Genomic DNA, 18,930 nt, shown 5'->3' with positions numbered 1-18,930 from the left:
GTCGCCCACGCCTTTATGCTTAAGGCATTGAGGGAAAATGGGTGTCTCAAAATGAGCATCAGGGATGCTTGAACTAATGGTATAAGCTTGTTATAAACTTTGCTGGCCCATTGAAACAATGGAACCACGGAACTCCATAATAACAATCTAAGGGGATGATACTGTGAACAAGTCTCAGCTTATTGACAAAATCGCAGCAGACGCAGAACTTTCAAAAGCAGCTGCAGGTCGCGCTCTTGATTCTTTTATCAGCGCAGTAACTGATGCACTGAAAAAAGACGACCAAGTTGCACTCGTAGGTTTCGGTACGTTTACCGTTCGTGAGCGCTCTGCTCGCACCGGTCGCAATCCGCAAACTGGTCAGACTATTCAAATTTCAGCAGCTAAAGTACCAGCATTCAAAGCGGGTAAAGCACTGAAAGACGCGGTAAACTAAAGTTGTAACCCATTCTGACACGCCGCGATATTGTGTTATAATCCGCGGCGCGATGACTGCAAGAAGCGCATCGCCTGATGCGCTTTTTTCATGTCAAGGGTTTACATAACTGCGGTTAGTGTTGAAAAGAGATAAACCATGCTCGATAGGATTCGTGAAGGGGCGCAGGGCCCGATTGTTAGGGTTATCCTGTTCCTAATTATAATTGCATTCGCATTTACTGGGGTTAGTGCGTACTTAGGAGGCGGTGCCTCCGATTACGTGGCCAAAGTAAATGATCAAGAAATTAGTCGCGCAGCGTTTGAGCGCCAGTATCAAAATCACCGCTCAATGATGGAGCAACAGTTTGGCGATATGTTCAATCTGCTTGCTGCTGATGAGAACTACATGCGGCAAATGCGCCGTGATGTTCTTGAGCAAATGATTGAAGAACAACTGGCGGTAGAACTTGCTGGCAAGCTTGGCATTAAGCAATCAAGCCAAGCACTGCGAAATCAAATCAGACAAATGCCTGAATTTCAGGACGGCGGACAATTCGATAACAATCGTTATTTACGCATTTTAAATAACGCGGGCTTCACGCCAGAAATGTTCCGGGATTATCTGCAAGCGGAAATGAGCCGCATTATGATGCTGCAAGGCACCTTAGGCTCAGAATTCGCACTGCCTCATGAAATTGAGCGTTTGCAACGATTACAAAACGAACGCCGTTCTGGTCGCTTTGCGACAATTTCGGTGGAGCGTTTTGCTGATCAAGTTGATGTCACAGACGAGGCCGTCGAGAACTTCTATTTTGATAATCAAGAACAGTTTCGCCAAGAAGAGCGTATACGCTTGGCTTATGTGGTTCTAGATTACAATGATGTCGTTGCCTCAATTGAGGTGAGCGAAGACGAAGTTCGCGCTTACTACGAGCAAAATCCAGCGGCATTCTCTTCTGAAGAAATCCGTTCGATTGCGCACATTCTTGTTGAATTCGGTGAGAATGAAGATGCCGCCTACGAGCGCATTCAAGAGATTCAAGCACGGCTCGAGGCAGGTGAAGATTTCGCCGATCTCGCAGCAGCTGAATCAGACGACATCTTTAGTGGTGAGGATGGCGGTGAACTCGGTCGGTTAGAGCGTGACAGCTTTGATCCTGATCTTGAAGATGCCGGCTTTGCGCTTACCGAAGTAGGTGAAGTGTCGGATATCGTGCGTTCTGAGTTTGGTTTTCACTTGGTTAAACTCACGGAACTTGTTCCGGCTGAGACATCGTCATTTGCCGATGTGGCTGACGATATCCGCCGTAATATTGCCCAAGTTGAAGCAGAGCGTCGTTACTTTGAAATGCAGCAGCAACTTGCGCGCGTTACTTTCGAAGTTCCCGATACACTCGATGTGGCCGCTGAGGAACTTGGCTTAACAGTACAAACATCACCTTGGATTCGTCGCAACGATGCGCCGGAAGGATATGATGATCCACGTTTGCTTGCCGAGGCGTTCTCAGACGACGTTCGGGAAATGGATATGAACAGCGAACTCATCGAACTGGACCGTCGCTCACTTGTAGTGCGGGCAGATGACTATGAGCCAGCACGTATTCGCGACTTAGCAGAAGTGCGTCAAGATATTGAGGCCTACCTTGCAGAGCAACAAGCAGAGCGATTGGCGGCAGAATACGCCGCGACATTGCTCGCACAGTTGCAAGCGGGTGAACGCTTAGATTCAGAAACCATTGAGTTTCGTGTAATCGACGCCGCCCCTCGTTTTGGTGGTGAATTGCCAGGCGCTGTGCGTCAGCAGTTGTTCCGCATGCCTCACTCGGATGAGGCGTCATTTGCAACGGTCACCTTGGCAAATGGCGATGCTGCTATTATCGAGCTAACCGATATTATGCCTGGCGTTCCTGATGCAGCAGAGCAGCAACGTTTTGGTCGTCAGATTGAAGGCCAACGTTCAGAGCTTGCCTATCAAGCGCTGATGGATGGTTTAAAATCGAAAGCGAAGATAGAGCGTCGCTTGTAATTTAAGCGAGAGCGCATAAAAAACCGAGCATGGGTTCATCCTATGCTCGGTTTTTTTTATTATGAAGCGGGGTAATTCGGGTTAACTTCTTGCTGCACGGACTGCATGGAGCTTCTTATAGCTCTCAATAAGACGCAGGTGCTTGTCTAAGCCCTCTAGCTGCATGTTGGTAGGTGTCAGGCCATGGAATCGAATACTGCCGTCTACAGAGCCCACAGCGGCATCCGTGACTGAGGTACCGTACATGCGTTGGAAGCTAAGCAAATAGTCTTCAAGGTGCAGATCATCGTCTAAGGCGATTTCAAGCACACCATGCACGGCCCGATAGAACAGAACGCGCTCTACCGTATTGTCGTTGTATTGCAAGAATGTTTCCACATACTCGTATGCCGCTTCATGGTCTTGCAATGCTAAACAGATTAAAAGTTTTAACTCTAGAATGGTGAGCTGACCCCACACCGTATTTTCATCAAACTCCACACCAATGAAGGTAATAATATCGGTGTAGTTGTCTAACTGACTCTCTTCTAAACGATTCACCAAATCAGTGAGCTCGTCGTCACTTAAACGATGAAGATTCAAAATGTCGGCACGATAATCTAAGGCGACGTTGGTATTATCCCAGATAAGATCCTCAACGGGATACACCTCGGAATAATTGGGAACCAATATACGGCATACAGGAGCGCCTAAATCGGTGTGCACTGCCATATACACTTCTTTGTTCATGGCGCTCAAGATAGCAAATAGGGTATCTGCTTCTTCTTGGTTGCTGCCAGAAAAATCCCACTCGTGAAATGGGTAATCCGCTTTAGCGCTAAAGAAACGCCAAGAAATCACGCCGGTGGAGTCGATAAAGTGTTCAACGAAATTATTCGGCTCAGTCACTGCCATGGAATTGAAGGTTGGCAATGGAATATCGTTCAACCCTTCGAAACTCCGCCCCTGCAGTAGCTCGGTTAAACTACGTTCAAGTGCGATATAGAAACTTGGATGGGCGCCGAACGATGCGAATACGCCACCGGTACGAGGATTCATAATGGTGACGCAGGCGACCGGAAATTGCCCACCTAAAGACGCATCTTTGACATAGACAGGAAAGCCTTGTGCTTCTAAAGCTTGGATTGCTTCAACAAGATCAGGGTACTTTGCAAGTACATCCGCAGGCACGTCTGGCAGACAAATCTCTTCTTCAATAATTCGTTTTTTAACGGCGCGTTCAAATATTTCGGATAAGCACTGCACTTGCGCTTCTGCGAGCGTATTGCCAGCGCTCATGCCATTACTTAAGAATAAATTTTCGACTAAATTTGACGGGAAATAAACGGTTTTACCGTCCGACTGACGTACGTAAGGAAGGGCGCAGATCCCGCGGTCTTTATTGCCTGAATTTGTATCAATAAGGTGGGAGCCGCGCAGTTCCCCCTCCGGATCATAAATGGCGGTGCAATAATCGTCTAAAATGCCTTCCGGCACGCGATCGTCATCTTCTAAAGGGAACCATTTCTCATTCGGATAATGAACGAAATCACGACTCGCAATTTCCTCACCGAAGAATTGATCATTGTAAAAGAAGTTACAGCTCAGGCGTTCGATAAACTCCCCAAGCGCAGAGCAAAGGGCGCTCTCTTTAGTTGCGCCTTTGCCATTGGTAAAGCACATAGGGGAGGCAGCATCACGAATATGCAGTGACCAGACATGAGGCACGATATTTCGCCATGAGGCGATCTCAATCTTCATGCCTAAATCTGCGAGAATGCCCGTCATGTTTGCAATCGTTTGCTCGAGGGGCAGATCTTTGCCAGGAATATAAGTTGCGGCGTTCTCAGGAGGGTTTGCCAGAAGGAGCGCTTGGGCATCCTCATCGAGGTTGGCCACGGTTTCAATTTGAAAATCAGGCCCCGTTTGCACCACTTTTTTTACGGTACAGCGATCAATGGAGCGTAAAATCCCTTCCCGATCACGATCTGAAATATGCTCAGGCAGCTCGACTTGAATTTTGAATATCTGATTGTAGCGATTTTCAGGATCAACAATATTGTTTTGTGATAAACGAATATTGTCGGTCGGAATATCCCGAGATAGACAGTAGACCTTCACAAAATAGGCAGCACACAGGGCAGACGACGCGAGAAAATAGTCGAATGGACTAGGTGCTGAGCCATCACCTTTGTAGCGAATAGGCTGGTCAGTGATCACGGTGAAATCGTCAAACTTAGCTTCTAAGCGAAGATTGTCGAGAAAATTTACTTTAATTTCCATGCACAGGGTACCGAGGTTAGGCAATCGGATGATATGGCCTATTGTACCCTGTTTTCGTGGATTAATCTGCCGCTTCTAATGGGATGGATACAGAGGCGGCAAGGTCTGGTTACCTGTGTTGCTTTGATGTCGGCGATGAATGGCCGAGAGCTCAGCCCATAACACTTTTCCGCCTGTCCACTCAGGTTTTTGAGCGCTGTAGAGACTCGCTTCTAAGGCTTCAAATGCAGTGACGAGGGCGCTTGACCCGAGGCTGTTGGCGATCTCGCTCAAGTCACTCGCAGGACGCCCAGTACGCGCATGATGCCAAGCATAGAGCGCGGTTCTGCACGCCGGTGCGTCATTTTTCTGACAGGCGTTTTTAATGTCCTGCAGCGCATGTCGAGCACTACTTGGAACCGTCGTTGAGGCGCGTTGTTGAGGTTTCTGTTTACGTGCCCACAGCAGCGCCCACACTAAGGTGATAATCCACAATATAAAAAATAGTCCTGTGAGTAACCACCATAGGGCGGAGACGGTACGCTGATCTGAGGATTCAGCGGAAACATAGGTTTGAACTCTATCTGTAGGTTCCGGCGGTCTTTCAGGTTGCTCCGAAAGATCAAGGTTTCCAGGTGGCAAAATCCCGCCGGGAGGGCTGATAACTCGGATAGTTCGTTCTGGCAATTCGGCGTATTCCAATTGGTCGGTTTGCGTGTTCCACCAAGGCACACGCACGGCTGGCAGTGTGAACTCGCCAGCTTGTGCTGGGATGATAGCCGTGTTGTATTGCGCGCGAGCAACAGGAGTGCCTCGCAGCACGCGCATTTCACTTTGACCCCGATCAGGATAGACGCGCATGGCTTGAGGGTAATCCTGCTCTAGTTCCGGTAATTGTTCTGGGCGCACGCCTGCTGCAGTAAACGTAATAGTTCGCGTAATGGGTTCGCCCAGCGTCCATAGGCTTTCGCTTGGGTCCCATTGTTCTTCCAGCATCACGTGCTCACTGGGCAGCCAGTGGCCGTTAAAGTCACGTGGGCGTGGACGCACTTCGAGGGTTAATGCATCAGAACGCGCAGAAATTGATTCAAGTCGACCAAAGGCACTAAATCCGCCACTGGGTGTCGTGCGGACTTGACCGTCGAAGCGAATCGGGCGAATAGAAAAGTCGCCACTGCGGCGGGGGGTTAAGATGTAGGTGCGTGTGAGAACTTGGTAACGGCGACCTTCAATAATGTCTTGGGATTGCCGATCTTGACCCAGTTGCTCCACGTGAAAGTGCTCTAAGTCGGGCAACTGAATGCTGCCGCTCTCCAGCTGCATGGCTAGATATAAACGCACCGTGAGCCGCACCTGTTGCTGCACATAAGGTTGATGGGTATCGAGCTCTGCCTGCAAGAAGTAATCGTCATCTTGGGCGTCACTACTACGGCTTTCCACCACTTGAAATGGAATTGCGGGCGCTTGCACGCCTTCAATGGTGATCGCTGGAATTTCATAATCACCGGCACGCGGAGCGATCAAGGTTACCCGCCATTCTGTGGTGCGTACGGTTTGATTATTAATTGTGGAGGACGCAGAACTAACTGCGGTGCCGCGAACATCGAACCCGCGCAATACCTGTTCAGGTTGAAATGCGTTACGAGGAAGCGCCCTATTTGCCGTAACGGTTAGGGTAAAAGCCTCAAACTCCAACACAGGATTTTTATTTAAACTGGCAGATATCTGAAGGTCTTGGGCTTGCGCTGGAACAGCCAAGCAGGTCGCCAGCAAAAGGATGACGCTAGCAAGCCATTGCATACCGTTACGCCGAAGCAGAGTAAATCCTGTCTGTCCCATTTAAAATCCTCGAGGTGGTCGTTGCATCTGACGTCGCTGCGCTTCACGTTGCAGTCGATTTCGCAGAATTAAAGCGGGGTCTTCTTCTACGCGACGAAGTAATTGCTCCAACTCGGCGCGCTCTTCGTCAGACAAATCATCATAATCCCGCACTGATGGTATTGGCTCTTCATCTGGGCGGGCGCCATCGCCCTCCGCATCAGCATCAGCTTGCGTTTGTTCGTCGGTGTCCGTGGTCTCGTCGTCGCGTTCGCCATTTTCTGTGGAATCATCGCCATCCGTGCGGTCATCTGAGTCTGTTGGCTCCTGGGGGCCGGTATCCGACGATTGCTGATCAGTGCTTTGCGAATCCCCGTTCTCGTCCTGTTGTTCAGCATCGGGATCACCATTGCCGTTTCCATCTTGTTGTTGTTCAAGCAAGGATTTGACTAACTCGTAGTTATCTATAGCTTCTTGCCAATCGGGGCGCTTAGATAGGGCTTCTTGATAGGCCGCTAGCGCTTCTTCAAGTGCCCCTATGTGGGCAAGAGCATTTCCTAGGTTATAGCGATAGTGGGGGCCATCGAGTTGTGCATAGAGTTCTGCAGCTTGGTCAAAGTCACCTGCTCGGTAATACGCTTGGGCTCGATGCGCGAGTGATTGGTAAATCTCCGCCGCCTGCGCATAGTCGCCATGTTCTAATAAACGCTCACCGCGTTGATCCGCATTAAGAAAACTTTGCTCAATAAGCGATAGCTGGACCTGTGCTGGACGTTCGCTGGTCTGGTCTTCGGTACTCATGGCATAGCCAGGGCGCGGCACCAAAAGGGTCGGTATGAGCAACAAGGGAAGCATATACAGCACCCCACGGCGCGCCGCAAATAGTGCAAAAGGAAGGATGAGTAGCACAATATAGGGACCTAGGTCACGCCATTGGTCGCCTTGTTCCAAGGTTTCGACAAAGTCGTGCCTATCGGCTTCAGAAACCGCTAAAAGCGCGTCGATATCGCGGTTGTCTTGGCGATACTCGACATAAACACCACCGGACATTTGCGTAATACGTTGTAGGTAGGCCGGTTCAAGGCGAGGCAAAAGGATGCGCCCACGCTCATCGCGAACCAGTTCACCGTCGGCGCCTCGCACCGGAGCACCTTCGCTTGTTCCAACGGCTAGCACGTTCACGCGCCAGTTTTGATTACGCATAAAGCGACGAACATCTTCCATATCGCGATTGCTGATGCCGCCCGTAATCCAATAAATATCACCGCTGCGATAGCCAGCATCGGTTAACAAGCGCGCAGCTTCTTCGAAACCTAGCAGGGGATCATTACCCGGCGTCGGCATGACTTCGGGTTCGAGCACAGTCAAGCTTTGCAATATATTACGACTGTCTCGGGTGAGCGGCGTTACTGTAAAGGCATCACCGGCATAGGCGATGAGTCCTAATTGACCATCGCCAAATCGATTCACTAGATCAATCGCCTTGAAACGCATACGGGTGTGGCGATCAGGAGCGACATCTTGGGCGCGTGTTTGGATACTGGCGTCAAATAGCAGCACGGCGCCGCGCTCAGTATTAAAGACCGGTACCTGTATTTTCTCAACGGCAGGGCCAGCGAGGGCAATAACTCCCAAGAACAGGCTCAAGCATAAGCTCACGGGTGCGAGCCAGCTGCGTTTTTGATGACTGGCTTTATACAAATGAGCGGCCAAATGACCCGCAATAAGTGGATGCCTTTCATGCTGTCGTCGTGCCCGCCGCCACAGGTAGGGCGTGAGTAACACGAGCGGGATTAGAAGCAATAGCCACGCCGGACGTAACCAGAATACGCCAAAGGTTATGATTTCCATGTGCGGCCCCCGAATTGACGTGGTGACGGCAATAACATAAGCACAAGGGCGAGCAGTGCTACGCTCACTGGGTAATGCACTAAACTGCGCTGAGGACGAAGATATTGTTCGTCATTGGCGATAGGTTCAAGTCGGTCAATGAGCTCATAGATGCGCTCCATTTCCGAACTGCTGCGGGCCCGAAAGTATTCGCCGCCAGTGGCGCGAGCGAGTTCATTGAGGAATATTTCATCCAGATCTGCGCTAGGATTCAAACGGCGTTCACCAAAGATGCCCTGCACTGTGACTTCATCGGAGCCAATGCCAATGGTATGAATTCTGACATCATGATTTCGCGCTAGTTGTAGGGCTTGTTCGGCATTAATTTGACCCGTATTGATCATACCATCGGTGAGCATCAGCACGACACGCTCTTGGCTCTCACGTTCGAGGAAATAGCGAATCGATAGGGCGATCGCATCGCCAAGTGCGGTGCGTTGTCCAGCGAGGCCAATAAAAGCTTCTTCCGCCATGGTTGCTACGGTTTCTAAATCAGAAGTAATGGGCACGTAAACGTGTGCCGAATCGGCGTAGACAATGAGGCCTATGCGATCACCGGTACGCCGGCGAATGAAGTCGGCTAAGATGGAATGGGCGGCTTCTAACCGTGTGACTGCGCGGCCGTTTCGTTCCATGTCGTCCATTTGCATACTGCCAGACAGATCAAGGGCAATCATGATTTCGCGAGCTTCGGGGTTCAGCGCAATAGGGTCGCCTACCCAACGGGGCTGAGCAGCGGCGGATACAAGCGCAATCCAAATTAGACTGGGTAAAATCCAGCGCGCCCAATGCCCGCCGGCTTTCGCTTCATACTCAGGTGCAAGATAGCGGGCCTGAGGCATCCAAATTGCCGCGGCGGTGCGTTGAATGCGGGGCAGCAAGAAGCGCACTAACAGTGGCAATGGCAATAACCAGAATAGCAAAGGCCAAGCAAACTCAAGCATGACCACCCCCTTTTTCAAGGCGGGATGACCGTTGCGCCCACTGTCGAATTAATGCCTGATAGCGAGTCACATCGTCAGCTTGATGTGCTTGATATAGACGATCTCGGAAGGGAGCAAGTTGCGCTTGGAAATCGGCCTGATGGCGACTCGGTAAAGAAGTTACCAAGTAGTCAAACCAATCATCACCGTGTAAATGAGCACAAGGCGTATTCCCATTGGCCATAAGCAAGCCGCGTTTAAGGGTAATATTTACTTGGGTTAGGCTACTATGAGGTTGCTGTAATTGCGCCAACACTAAACGCTGTGGTCGCAATTTAGAATACCGGCTTAGTGTACGCCAAAGAACAATGCTTCCTGCCACAAGCAGGATCACGATGAGAACCCACCAGCCCCAGGCTAGCGGCCACCAGCCCACGGGTTCGGGCGGAACAATATCGTGCAATTGATCAAGCGGATTCATGCACGCACCTCATGCCACTGCTGTTCGGCAGGTAAGGCAGCACTGACCGTATACACAGGAATTCCGACCTGACGCAACAACTGCAGGCGTTGTGCACGCCAATTCTCCGCACGATGTTGCCACTCAGTGCGATAACCAGGATCGTTTAGTAGTGCTTGTCGCTGCTGTTCGCCATCATAAAATTGGCATTCGCTTCTCAGTGCCGTTGGCAACGAATGTTCTAAAGGGTCGTCCACTAAGATAGCGGTTACTGCGTGATGGCGGCGTAAGCCGCGTAAGAGGCTAAGGCTTTCATCGTTGAGCTCAGAGAAATCACTGATAATCACTACGTCAGCACCGGGACGGCAAAGGGTGTGCAATCGCTGAATCTGTTTAACTAAGCGTTGCGGCTCTGGATGTTTAGCAAATGTTTGAGGGCGCTCCGGATGCATGGCGATAAGCTGTTTCAGCAGCATCAATGCCCCATGCTGGCGGCTTTGCGGACGTACTTCCATGTGTGCTGATGCATTAAAAATCAACCCGCCAATCCGATCACCCCGTTGAATGGCATGCCAACACACACCGGCGGCAATGTGAGCCGCTTGCACTGATTTATACAGAAGCTCGGAACCAAATAACATGCTTTGACCATAGTCGACACAGACAAACACCGGCCGTTCAGTTTCTTCGCGAAATAACTTGGTGTGGGTTTTACCCGTACGTGCAGTAACGCGCCAATCGATGGCTCGAATGTCATCTCCCGCCTGATAATGCCGAACTTCATCAAACTCCATCCCGCGACCGCGAAAGCGGCTCAGTTTATTGCCGCTTTGGCGAACGGTACCTTGTCGTTTTGGCATCGGTAAGCGCAGCGGGCAGGCGCGATAGGCAAGCAATTCCGGCATACTCAACGAAAACCCGTTGGCATGATGCGCCGCCAGCCAATCCTGAGATGAAAATGGGGTCGATTTTACCGAATTCGACATAGCCTATGAGCCCTCATCCGCACCATTAAGGCGCAGGTACGCATTGCAATATGCGATCGATAACCTGATCTTTCTGAATGCCATCAGCCTCTGCTTCATAACTGAGGATTAACCGATGGCGAAGGACGTTATGCAACAGCGCACTGACGTCACCCGGCGTCACAAAATCACGTGTAGCTAGCCAAGCTTTAGCCCGCGCACATCGATCGAGAGCAATGGTCGCCCGAGGGCTTGCACCAATTGCTATCCATTGTGCGAGCTCTTCATCGTAATCTGCGGGGTGGCGTGTTGCCATGATTAAAGCGACCAAATAGGCTTCTACATCGGGTTCCATGTGCAACGTAAGCAGTTCTTTACGTGCTGCAAAAATAGCATCTTGCGAAACCGGTGCTGTCATCTCCATTTCGCCTTCAAGGCGCTCACTGCGCGTGAGTGTAAGAATTTGCTGCTCGGTAACCGCATCTGGGTAGTCGAGCGACAAGTGCAGTAGAAAACGGTCGAGTTGCGCTTCTGGTAACGGGTAGGTGCCTTCCTGCTCTATCGGGTTTTGCGTGGCCATCACGGTATACAAAGCGGGTAATGGGTAGGTACTGCGTCCGACAGTGATTTGTCGTTCAGCCATAGCTTCAAGCAGTGCCGATTGCACTTTGGCCGGCGCCCGGTTGATTTCATCTGCCAGTACCAAGTTATGAAAGAGGGGACCTTGCTGAAATACGAACTCGCCAGTTTCAGGACGATAGATATCGGTTCCAGTGAGATCCGCAGGGAGTAAATCGGGAGTAAACTGGATACGGTGAAAATTCCCTTCGACCCCTTTAGATAGCGCCTGTACCGCGCGGGTTTTCGCCAGGCCAGGAGGCCCTTCAACAAGCAGGTGCCCATCGGCGAGAATGGCAATTAACAGGTGTTCAACCAAGCTTGGCTGACCTAGTACCTGAGTATTTAAGTAGTCCTGAAGTTGCCTAAATGCGACCGCTGCGGCCATAACTACCTCTTTTTGTTGTTGATAGGTTCGGCGTAATGGTATCGAATCAAACCTATGTGCGCACGATTGAAATAATTGCGATTTCATTGACCGCTAGCGCAATCCTGAGTTCCTTGCCCATGTCTGATTTACGATAACCAACATCATATTGCGATATATGGGGATTGTACGGCCCTAACACAAGATATCATGAGTACGGATTCCATGTGGGTTCGCATCAATCATCTATACTAGAAATCACTTATGATAAAGCGAAGGTTTTATTTTTCTATAAATCTCAGTAGAATCGAGAGTGATTCGTGGTCAGACCACTAAACGAGTAGGGGATATATATGTCAGCTCCGGGACAAAGTTTGCGAACCCCCCAAGGTGATCGCATAGCGATTGTAGCAGGCTTAAGAACACCATTTGCGAAGCAAGCAAGTTTTTTCCATGGCGTACCTGCATTGGATATGGGCGCTATGGTGGTGCAAGAATTGATTCAGAAAACGGGCTTGGATCCGAACATCGTGGATCAATTGGTATTTGGTCAAGTGGTACAAATGCCCGAGGCGCCCAACATTGCACGAGAAATTGTGTTGGCGACTAGTTTACCGGTCACTACCGATGGGTACAGCGTCAGTAGAGCTTGTGCCACCAGTTTCCAATCGGCAGTGAGTGTTGCTGAGGCGATGTTGGCAGGTACTATTTCGGTCGGTATCGCGGGTGGCTCGGATTCTTCCTCGGTGCTACCTATTGGTGTGTCAAAAACTTTAGCGCGGGCGTTAGTTGATTTAAACAAGGCGCGCAGTCTTGGCCAGCGTTTAAGCATTCTAAAGCGGTTGCGGTTTAAAGACTTAATGCCAGTTCCGCCGGCGGTTGCCGAATATTCCACAGGCTTAACCATGGGCCAAACCGCTGAGCAAATGGCGAAGTCACATGGTATTTCTCGGGAAGACCAAGATAAGTTAGCCCATCGGTCGCACCAACGAGCGCATGAGGCTTGGGAAAAAGGCCTGTTGAGCGATGAAGTAATGGTGGCGCATGTGTCGCCATTTAAGGAGTACCTTGAGCGCGATAATAATATTCGCGAAAACTCCGATTTAGCCGGTTATGCCAAGTTGCGTCCGGCATTTGATAAAAAACACGGAAGCGTAACCGCAGCTAATGCGACACCACTCACGGATGGTGCAGCAGCAGTACTGATGATGACTGAAAGCCGTGCGAAAGAATTGGGCTACACCCCCCTCGGCTACATTCGCAGCTATGCATTTTCTGCCATCGATGTGTACGAAGATATGCTCATGGGCCCGTCTTATGCGACGCCATTGGCTCTCGAACGCGCGGGAATGAAGCTGAGTGATCTTGATCTTATTGATATGCATGAAGCCTTTGCAGCGCAAACCTTAGCGAACGTTAAAATGTTTGCCAGTCAGAAATTTGCCAAAGATAAGCTCAATCGTTCCGAAGCTATCGGTGAGATTGATGAATCGAAATTCAACGTGTTGGGTGGTTCGATTGCTTACGGTCATCCGTTTGCGGCAACCGGGGCGCGTATGCTGACGCAAACCCTGCGCGAGCTTCAACGCCGCGGCGGTGGCACCGCACTCACCACTGCCTGCGCAGCAGGTGGCTTAGGTGCTGCAGTGATATTGGAGACGGAATAATGACGAATAACGCGAAGAAAGCTTTTACCCTCGAAGTCCGCGATGATCGTATTGGTGTGGTAACCATTGATGTTCCGGGCGAATCCATGAACACCTTAAAATCGACCTTTGCCGACGAAGTCGCTGACTTAATGGAACAGGTTGAATCGGATAGTCAATTGAAAGGGTTGGTATTCATCAGCGGAAAGCCTAGCTCGTTTGTGGCTGGCGCTGATATTCGCATGATCAGTGAATGCGAAACAGCCGCTGATGCGGAAAGCTTGGCACGTCAAGGCCAAGCTCTATTTGACCGCCTCGAATCGTTAAAAATACCAGTTGTTGCCGCGATTCATGGACCGGCGCTAGGAGGCGGGCTGGAATTAGCCCTCGCCTGCCACGCACGCGTGATCAGTGATTCGTCGAAAACTGTGTTGGGTTTACCTGAAGTTCAACTTGGATTATTACCCGGTTCAGGCGGTACTCAACGTTTGCCGCGCTTAGTGGGAGTTCAAGAAGCGTTAACCTTGATGCTGACGGGAAAACAGTTACGCCCGAAACAAGCATTAAAAATGGGTTTGGCGGATGAAATTGTTCCGCAAAGCATTCTACTTGAAGCCGCAGTGGAGAAAGCACTGAAAGGGAAGCCGAAAAAGCGTAAGCCCAAGTTGAATTTGATGGGCAAAGTGCTTGAAGGGCCTCTCAGTGGTGTTCTTTTCAGTAAAGCGCGCGAGAAGGCGCAGAAGAAAGCCCATGGCAATTATCCAGCAATAGATAAAATTATTGAGACAGTGAAATATGGCATGAGCAAGGGTATGCAAGCGGGATTAGAGTATGAGGCGCGCTGCTTTGGTGAATTAGCCATGTCTTCCGAATCCTATCAGTTGCGTAATATTTTCTTCGCGACCACTGAAATTAAGAAAGAAACCGGCGCTGATGGCGTGCAGCCTGAGAAAGTAAAAAAGGCGGGCGTGCTTGGAGGTGGCTTGATGGGTGGCGGTATTGCGCATGTCACGATCAGTAAAGCAAAAGTGCCGGTGCGATTGAAAGACATCAATCATGACGGCATTAAGAATGCGCTGTCCTATCATTCGAAATTGCTTGAGCCTAAATTGAAGCGCAAAATTATGCGTAAAACCGAAGTGCAGCGAGATCTTCTCATGCTCACCGGTACCCTCGATTATAGCGGCTTTAAAGATGCAGATATCGTTGTCGAAGCGGTGTTTGAAGATTTAGAACTAAAGCAGAATATGGTGGCGGATATTGAAAACAATGCCGGCAAACACACAATTTTTGCAACCAATACTAGCTCACTCCCAATCACTAAAATTGCGGCAAAGGCAGAGCGCCCTGAGCAGGTGATTGGTCTGCATTATTTCTCGCCAGTAGAAAAAATGCCATTGGCTGAAATCATTACGCACTCAGGTACGTCGAATGAAACGATTGCGACGACGGTTGAGTTTGCGAAAAAGCAGGGTAAAACACCTATTGTCGTGAAAGACGGTGCTGGCTTTTACGTGAACCGCATACTTGCGCCGTACATGAATGAAGCCGCACGCTTGTTATTGGCCGGGGAACCGATTGAGACCTTAGATAAAAACCTGGTGAAATTTGGCTTCCCGGTTGGGCCAATAACCTTATTAGATGAAGTTGGAATTGATGTTGCAGCAAAAGTGGCACCTATTCTTGCGGATGAGCTAGGGGATCGATTCCGAGCACCGGATGCGTTTAGTAAGTTGCTTGATGATGGCCGTAAAGGGCGAAAAACCAAGAAAGGCTTCTATCGATACGACAAGAAAACTAAGGATAAGCAGGTAGATACGAGCGTGTATAGCTTGTTTGATATTACCCCACAGAGCAAACTGGATAGCGCAGAAATGTCAGAACGTTGCGTGTTACCGATGCTCAATGAGGCCGCGTGGTGTTTGCAGGATGACATTATTCGCTCACCTCGTGATGGCGATATTGGTGCTATCTATGGCATCGGCTTTCCACCGTTCCGAGGCGGCCCATTCCGTTATATGGACAGCCTGGGTGTGGCGCATGTGGTTGAACGTTTGCAGCATTATGCTAAGACGGAAGGGGATCGCTTTAAGCCGTGTAAATTACTCCTCGATATGGCGGCAGAGGGACGTAAATTTTACGACTAGATAATGTTTAAAGGGTCAGGATAGGCGCTGGAACGTCAACAGGATGTTCCAGCGCTTTTTTTATAACGTGAGCAAAACATGAAGTAGTCACAAAAGTTGCCGCACATCGCGCTGCAAGCAACCCGTAGGCGGTAACTTGCAGCTAGCGCAATTAGCTTTGATCGCGGGTTGAACGCATAACCATGGCATTGGGGGAGTGCACCAAACGCTCTGCGGCAAAGCGTACAAAGTCACCTTTCTCTAACGTATGTACCTGTTCCATGATGCGCTCGGCAAGGCCAAACTCACCCTGGTTATTAATAATAGAACTCCACATGCGTTGTGCTCTGGAGCGCAATCCAACCGACTTTTCTCCTAAATGGGTGAGAATTGCATGTTTAGCCTTTTCCCAAGCGTCATCATCGAGGGCCTGCAACTCCTGCACAAACTGTCCCGCGAAGGCTGTCATCTCATCGCTCAATTGCTCGGCGTTATGACTCGGACTTTGAATGTAGCAGAGGAGGCCGGGCAAACCGTGCATTGGCACATAACTTGATCCAACCAAGTAACCTAGCTGACGTTCGGTGCGTAATGCATTAAAAAAGCGCGGCGATAGCAGCTGATTGAGCATTAAAAAACTGGCCTTTTCAGCCATATCCGTTGTTCGCCCTTGATAAAACCAAGCACACGCATGGTCGGTGTGAGCACTGTAAAAAGAGGCCTCAACCACGCCTTCTTCTAATCTGCTTACATGCCGCGCAATAGGGGTTTTTGGTTTTGCAACCACAGGGAAATTTTCGCTAACCCAGTGGGCTAAGTGGCGTGCTGTCGTTGCTTCGCTATCCCCATAAATCAATAGAATTGCCTGGGCATCCCGCAACATTCCAGGCAAAAGGTTGAGGTAATGCTCATAATCCAAATCAGCGATGCTATCGGCTAACTGCTGTGCCGTAAACGCACCATACTGTAGCTTGTGATGCAGTATCGAAAAGAGATAGTTGATGGGTTTGTGCTGATGCATAGCCTCCCAATTGCGTCGCATCTGATCACGCGCCGTATAAAACTGTTCGGCATTCGGACGTAACGCCGCCAATGTGGTAACTAAATCTTTAAATAGGTCTGGTTGACGATCCGAAAAGCCTGCAATATGCAGTGTGATACCTGAACTTTGCGTGTACAAGTTAAAGTGAATTCCAGCAACTTCTGCATCATAAAATTGCTCGTTGAGTGCATCTTGACCCAGCTCACACCACATGCGACTAATGGCATGATTACGGGCGCTGGCATTAGAAAGAGGTAATTGCAACGAAAGATAGATATGTGCATGGGGTACAGCGAGCTCGGTTTCTTGTAGATGCCAGAGTTTCACGCCAGGCGCTTTTGCATAGAGCCTAGGGTTGGTATCGTCTTGTTGGCTGTTAGGCACCGCTTCAAGTGCCAATGGATCAAGCCGCTCTGGAATATATGGATTGGTTTTGGGCACCTGAAAACGAATATCGGTTAAGTCGCGCTGATACTGCTCAAGCTGGTCAGAGCGTATCGGGATAGTCGAATACTCTGCATGATAATATTTGGAGCGTTGGCTAACCGGTACACTTTGGTGAATCACGGTCACTCTGCAGCGCTCTGGGCGCATGAGCGCAAGCAGCTGCTCGGCAAATTCGAGATTGAGTCCGTCCATTCGGTAGTCGCCGCTGATAACGTGATCAGGATGATAGTGCAACATATTAATAGAAAGCTGAGATGCCAGATCTACCGGGCGAACACTTTCCGGGAATCGGTAGGCAAGGCCAATCATCTTTTGCCGCTCAGCATAAAGCTCAGGCTCTAAGCCTTGCTTTGCCACCGTGCGGATAAACTGGAAACACGCCTGCAAAATAGTATCGATGCGCAGCATACCCGCATCGGTTAACTGTAAGTTAAGGGTGAAATCCTTAAAGTTATATCCACTCATGCCTCCACCGGCAGACAACTCGGTAATCCACAGTTGTTCTCGCAGCCAATGACATAGGCTTCCCGGGCCTTCATAACCGAGTAAATGGGCTATAAAGGATGTGGTTTTGTGCAAGTAGTCGTGATTAATATCAGGTAAGGGAAAGGTAATAATTAATCGACTTGCTTGTTTAATTGGGCGCACATAGATAAAACTGCCGAGCTGCTCCGGCAGGTACATGGGTTCATCGGGAAGATCACACCGCGTTGACTCAGTTTGTCGATTAGCAAAGGGATCAAACGTGTCTCTAGCAAGTTGCGCCAGATGATCTAAGGATTGCGGGCCTACTAAAACGAGCGTGCTATGCTGAGGCTGATAATGGGTTTGATAATACTCGATGAGACGTTCCCGTATGCTTAAATCCGGTTGGTCTGCGAGCGTTTGTGCATTTCCAACAGAGAACTTGGCAAATGGGTGTTTTTTATTCGCAGTTACCTTATGTACTTCATACAATCTGCGCAGCTCATCTTTGCGCTTGAGTCGATACTCAGCTTCTATGGACTGCCGTTCCTTTTCGACCCAAGCGGGATCAAAGCAGGGTTCGTGCAATAACGAATGAAAGCGCTCTAGCCCTTCAGCAAACGCATCCGCCTGTACCGAAAAATAGAAATTACTGTGTTCAGTGCCGGTCCACGCATTGTAGTGGCCACCTTGCTGTTGCACGAACTGTCCAAATGCGTCTGGATCAGGCCAACGTTCGGAACCAAGAAAGAGAATATGTTCTAGGAAATGGGCGATGCCAGGGGCATTGTCAGGATCATGAAAATGCCCAGCGTTTACCGCAAAAGAGGCGGCACTGTGCTGAGCTTCCGGCATATGAACGAGCAATACAGGAAAGTTGTTGGGTAACCAGATCCAACGATAGCCTTGATGGTCATGGAGGCTAGAATCTGGAACAAAGGTGCTGCGCGATTGGCTCATGCTTGTTGCCTATTGCCTCTTAGTTTCGCTGTCTGCGAAATTGCGTCGCAGCACGTTTCGTGTGCCCGAGGTAGCTCCCTCATCTTCCTCTAAACGATTAGTCGTCTAACGGCGTGTAGAAATCCTCTGGCGTCTCATAATCGCCACTTAAGCTCGCAACCAACTCATTATCAAAGTGGACGGTTAAATGACGTGTCGTTACAGACCCACGGCCCGGCTTCAGCCGATACACGTAATGCCACTCGCCAGAGCGATAAGCGTTTTCTGCAACCGGTGAACCAAGGACAAAGCGAACTTGTTCTTTGGTCATGCCAACGCGCAGCTGATCAATGTCTTGTTGCTCTACATAATTGCCTTGAGGAATGTCGATCTTATAAACCAATGGATCGAAAACTGCGCAATTTGTAAGAGCGAATGCGAGTGCTAAAGCCGTAATAATTCTCATAGATAAACCGGGTATCCAAAATTCAGAGTTAAATCTTAGCGTAAAAGGGGCCTCGGACACCAGACGTCCGAGGC

At 49.7% G+C, this 18,930-nt stretch carries 13 protein-coding genes; 4 read left to right on the top strand and 9 right to left on the bottom strand.

The genetic code is table 11. The features are described 5' to 3' along the window. Nucleotides 1–163 precede the first annotated feature (163 nt). The gene (gene hupB / locus HXZ99_RS10920; protein WP_143233785.1) at nt 164–436 is read left to right on the top strand and encodes a nucleoid-associated protein HU-beta; all 273 of its coding nucleotides are present in this window, start codon (nt 164–166) and stop codon (nt 434–436) included. A 138-nt stretch (nt 437–574) separates the two neighbouring features. Next, nucleotides 575–2,443: a SurA N-terminal domain-containing protein gene (locus HXZ99_RS10915; protein ID WP_194757320.1), complete on the top strand. Its 1,869-nt coding sequence runs from the start codon at nt 575–577 to the stop codon at nt 2,441–2,443. Nucleotides 2,444–2,524: 81 nt separating this feature from the next. Here HXZ99_RS10915 and HXZ99_RS10910 read toward each other — a convergent pair whose 3' ends face one another. From HXZ99_RS10910 to HXZ99_RS10880, 7 genes are all read right to left on the bottom strand, one after another. Continuing rightward, the gene (locus HXZ99_RS10910; RefSeq protein WP_194757319.1) at nt 2,525–4,705 is read right to left on the bottom strand and encodes an OsmC domain/YcaO domain-containing protein; all 2,181 of its coding nucleotides are present in this window, start codon (nt 4,703–4,705) and stop codon (nt 2,525–2,527) included. A 75-nt stretch (nt 4,706–4,780) separates the two neighbouring features. After that, nucleotides 4,781–6,523: a BatD family protein gene (locus HXZ99_RS10905; protein ID WP_194757318.1), complete on the bottom strand. Its 1,743-nt coding sequence runs from the start codon at nt 6,521–6,523 to the stop codon at nt 4,781–4,783. Further along, nucleotides 6,524–8,353: a VWA domain-containing protein gene (locus HXZ99_RS10900; protein WP_194757317.1), complete on the bottom strand. Its 1,830-nt coding sequence runs from the start codon at nt 8,351–8,353 to the stop codon at nt 6,524–6,526. It lies immediately after the preceding gene. Continuing rightward, nucleotides 8,341–9,336 carry a VWA domain-containing protein gene (locus HXZ99_RS10895; protein ID WP_194757316.1) on the bottom strand — a complete coding sequence of 332 codons (996 nt, stop codon included), beginning with the start codon at nt 9,334–9,336 and terminating at the stop codon, nt 8,341–8,343. The genes HXZ99_RS10900 and HXZ99_RS10895 overlap by 13 nt, the downstream gene beginning before the upstream one ends. Beyond that, nucleotides 9,329–9,796: a DUF4381 domain-containing protein gene (locus HXZ99_RS10890; RefSeq protein WP_194757315.1), complete on the bottom strand. Its 468-nt coding sequence runs from the start codon at nt 9,794–9,796 to the stop codon at nt 9,329–9,331. Before HXZ99_RS10890 ends, HXZ99_RS10895 begins: the two co-directional genes overlap by 8 nt. After that, complete coding sequence (locus HXZ99_RS10885; RefSeq protein WP_194757314.1) at nt 9,793–10,761, bottom strand: DUF58 domain-containing protein; 969 nt, start codon at nt 10,759–10,761, stop codon at nt 9,793–9,795. Before HXZ99_RS10885 ends, HXZ99_RS10890 begins: the two co-directional genes overlap by 4 nt. A 25-nt stretch (nt 10,762–10,786) precedes the next feature. Then, the gene (locus tag HXZ99_RS10880; protein ID WP_194757313.1) at nt 10,787–11,746 is read right to left on the bottom strand and encodes an AAA family ATPase; all 960 of its coding nucleotides are present in this window, start codon (nt 11,744–11,746) and stop codon (nt 10,787–10,789) included. A 332-nt stretch (nt 11,747–12,078) separates the two neighbouring features. Here HXZ99_RS10880 and fadI point away from each other — a divergent pair, with 332 nt between their 5' ends. Together fadI and fadJ are read left to right on the top strand one after the other, a co-directional pair. Further along, nucleotides 12,079–13,392, top strand: a complete 1,314-nt coding sequence (fadI, locus tag HXZ99_RS10875) for an acetyl-CoA C-acyltransferase FadI (RefSeq protein WP_194757312.1) — start codon at nt 12,079–12,081, stop codon at nt 13,390–13,392. Continuing rightward, entirely contained in the window at nt 13,392–15,518 is a 2,127-nt protein-coding gene (fadJ, locus tag HXZ99_RS10870; RefSeq protein WP_194757311.1) for a fatty acid oxidation complex subunit alpha FadJ, read from the top strand. The genes fadI and fadJ overlap by 1 nt, the downstream gene beginning before the upstream one ends. 151 nt (nt 15,519–15,669) lie before the next feature. Here fadJ and HXZ99_RS10865 read toward each other — a convergent pair whose 3' ends face one another. Both HXZ99_RS10865 and HXZ99_RS10860 read right to left on the bottom strand, forming a co-directional pair. Further along, complete coding sequence (locus HXZ99_RS10865; protein WP_194757310.1) at nt 15,670–18,411, bottom strand: insulinase family protein; 2,742 nt, start codon at nt 18,409–18,411, stop codon at nt 15,670–15,672. A gap of 97 nt (nt 18,412–18,508) precedes the next feature. Continuing rightward, the gene (locus HXZ99_RS10860) at nt 18,509–18,856 is read right to left on the bottom strand and encodes an outer membrane protein assembly factor BamE (protein WP_194757309.1); all 348 of its coding nucleotides are present in this window, start codon (nt 18,854–18,856) and stop codon (nt 18,509–18,511) included. Nucleotides 18,857–18,930 lie beyond the last annotated feature (74 nt).

Origin of the sequence: Aliidiomarina indica (assembly GCF_015354615.1) — a bacterium.
GTDB classification, from domain to species: domain Bacteria; phylum Pseudomonadota; class Gammaproteobacteria; order Enterobacterales; family Alteromonadaceae; genus Aliidiomarina; species Aliidiomarina indica.
This window is presented reverse-complemented; position numbering and strand designations above follow the sequence as displayed.

Bases quoted from the DNA above. Each gene is read 5' to 3' on its own strand.
- HXZ99_RS10915 (WP_194757320.1), top strand. From the start codon at position 575: ATGCTCGATAGGATTCGTGAAGGGGCGCAGGGCCCGATTGTTAGGGTT.
- HXZ99_RS10910 (WP_194757319.1), bottom strand. From the start codon at position 4,705: ATGGAAATTAAAGTAAATTTTCTCGACAATCTTCGCTTAGAAGCTAAG.
- HXZ99_RS10905 (WP_194757318.1), bottom strand. From the start codon at position 6,523: ATGGGACAGACAGGATTTACTCTGCTTCGGCGTAACGGTATGCAATGG.
- HXZ99_RS10900 (WP_194757317.1), bottom strand. From the start codon at position 8,353: ATGGAAATCATAACCTTTGGCGTATTCTGGTTACGTCCGGCGTGGCTA.
- HXZ99_RS10895 (WP_194757316.1), bottom strand. From the start codon at position 9,336: ATGCTTGAGTTTGCTTGGCCTTTGCTATTCTGGTTATTGCCATTGCCA.
- HXZ99_RS10890 (WP_194757315.1), bottom strand. From the start codon at position 9,796: ATGAATCCGCTTGATCAATTGCACGATATTGTTCCGCCCGAACCCGTG.
- HXZ99_RS10885 (WP_194757314.1), bottom strand. From the start codon at position 10,761: ATGTCGAATTCGGTAAAATCGACCCCATTTTCATCTCAGGATTGGCTG.
- HXZ99_RS10880 (WP_194757313.1), bottom strand. From the start codon at position 11,746: ATGGCCGCAGCGGTCGCATTTAGGCAACTTCAGGACTACTTAAATACT.
- fadI (WP_194757312.1), top strand. From the start codon at position 12,079: ATGTCAGCTCCGGGACAAAGTTTGCGAACCCCCCAAGGTGATCGCATA.
- fadJ (WP_194757311.1), top strand. From the start codon at position 13,392: ATGACGAATAACGCGAAGAAAGCTTTTACCCTCGAAGTCCGCGATGAT.
- HXZ99_RS10865 (WP_194757310.1), bottom strand. From the start codon at position 18,411: ATGAGCCAATCGCGCAGCACCTTTGTTCCAGATTCTAGCCTCCATGAC.
- HXZ99_RS10860 (WP_194757309.1), bottom strand. From the start codon at position 18,856: ATGAGAATTATTACGGCTTTAGCACTCGCATTCGCTCTTACAAATTGC.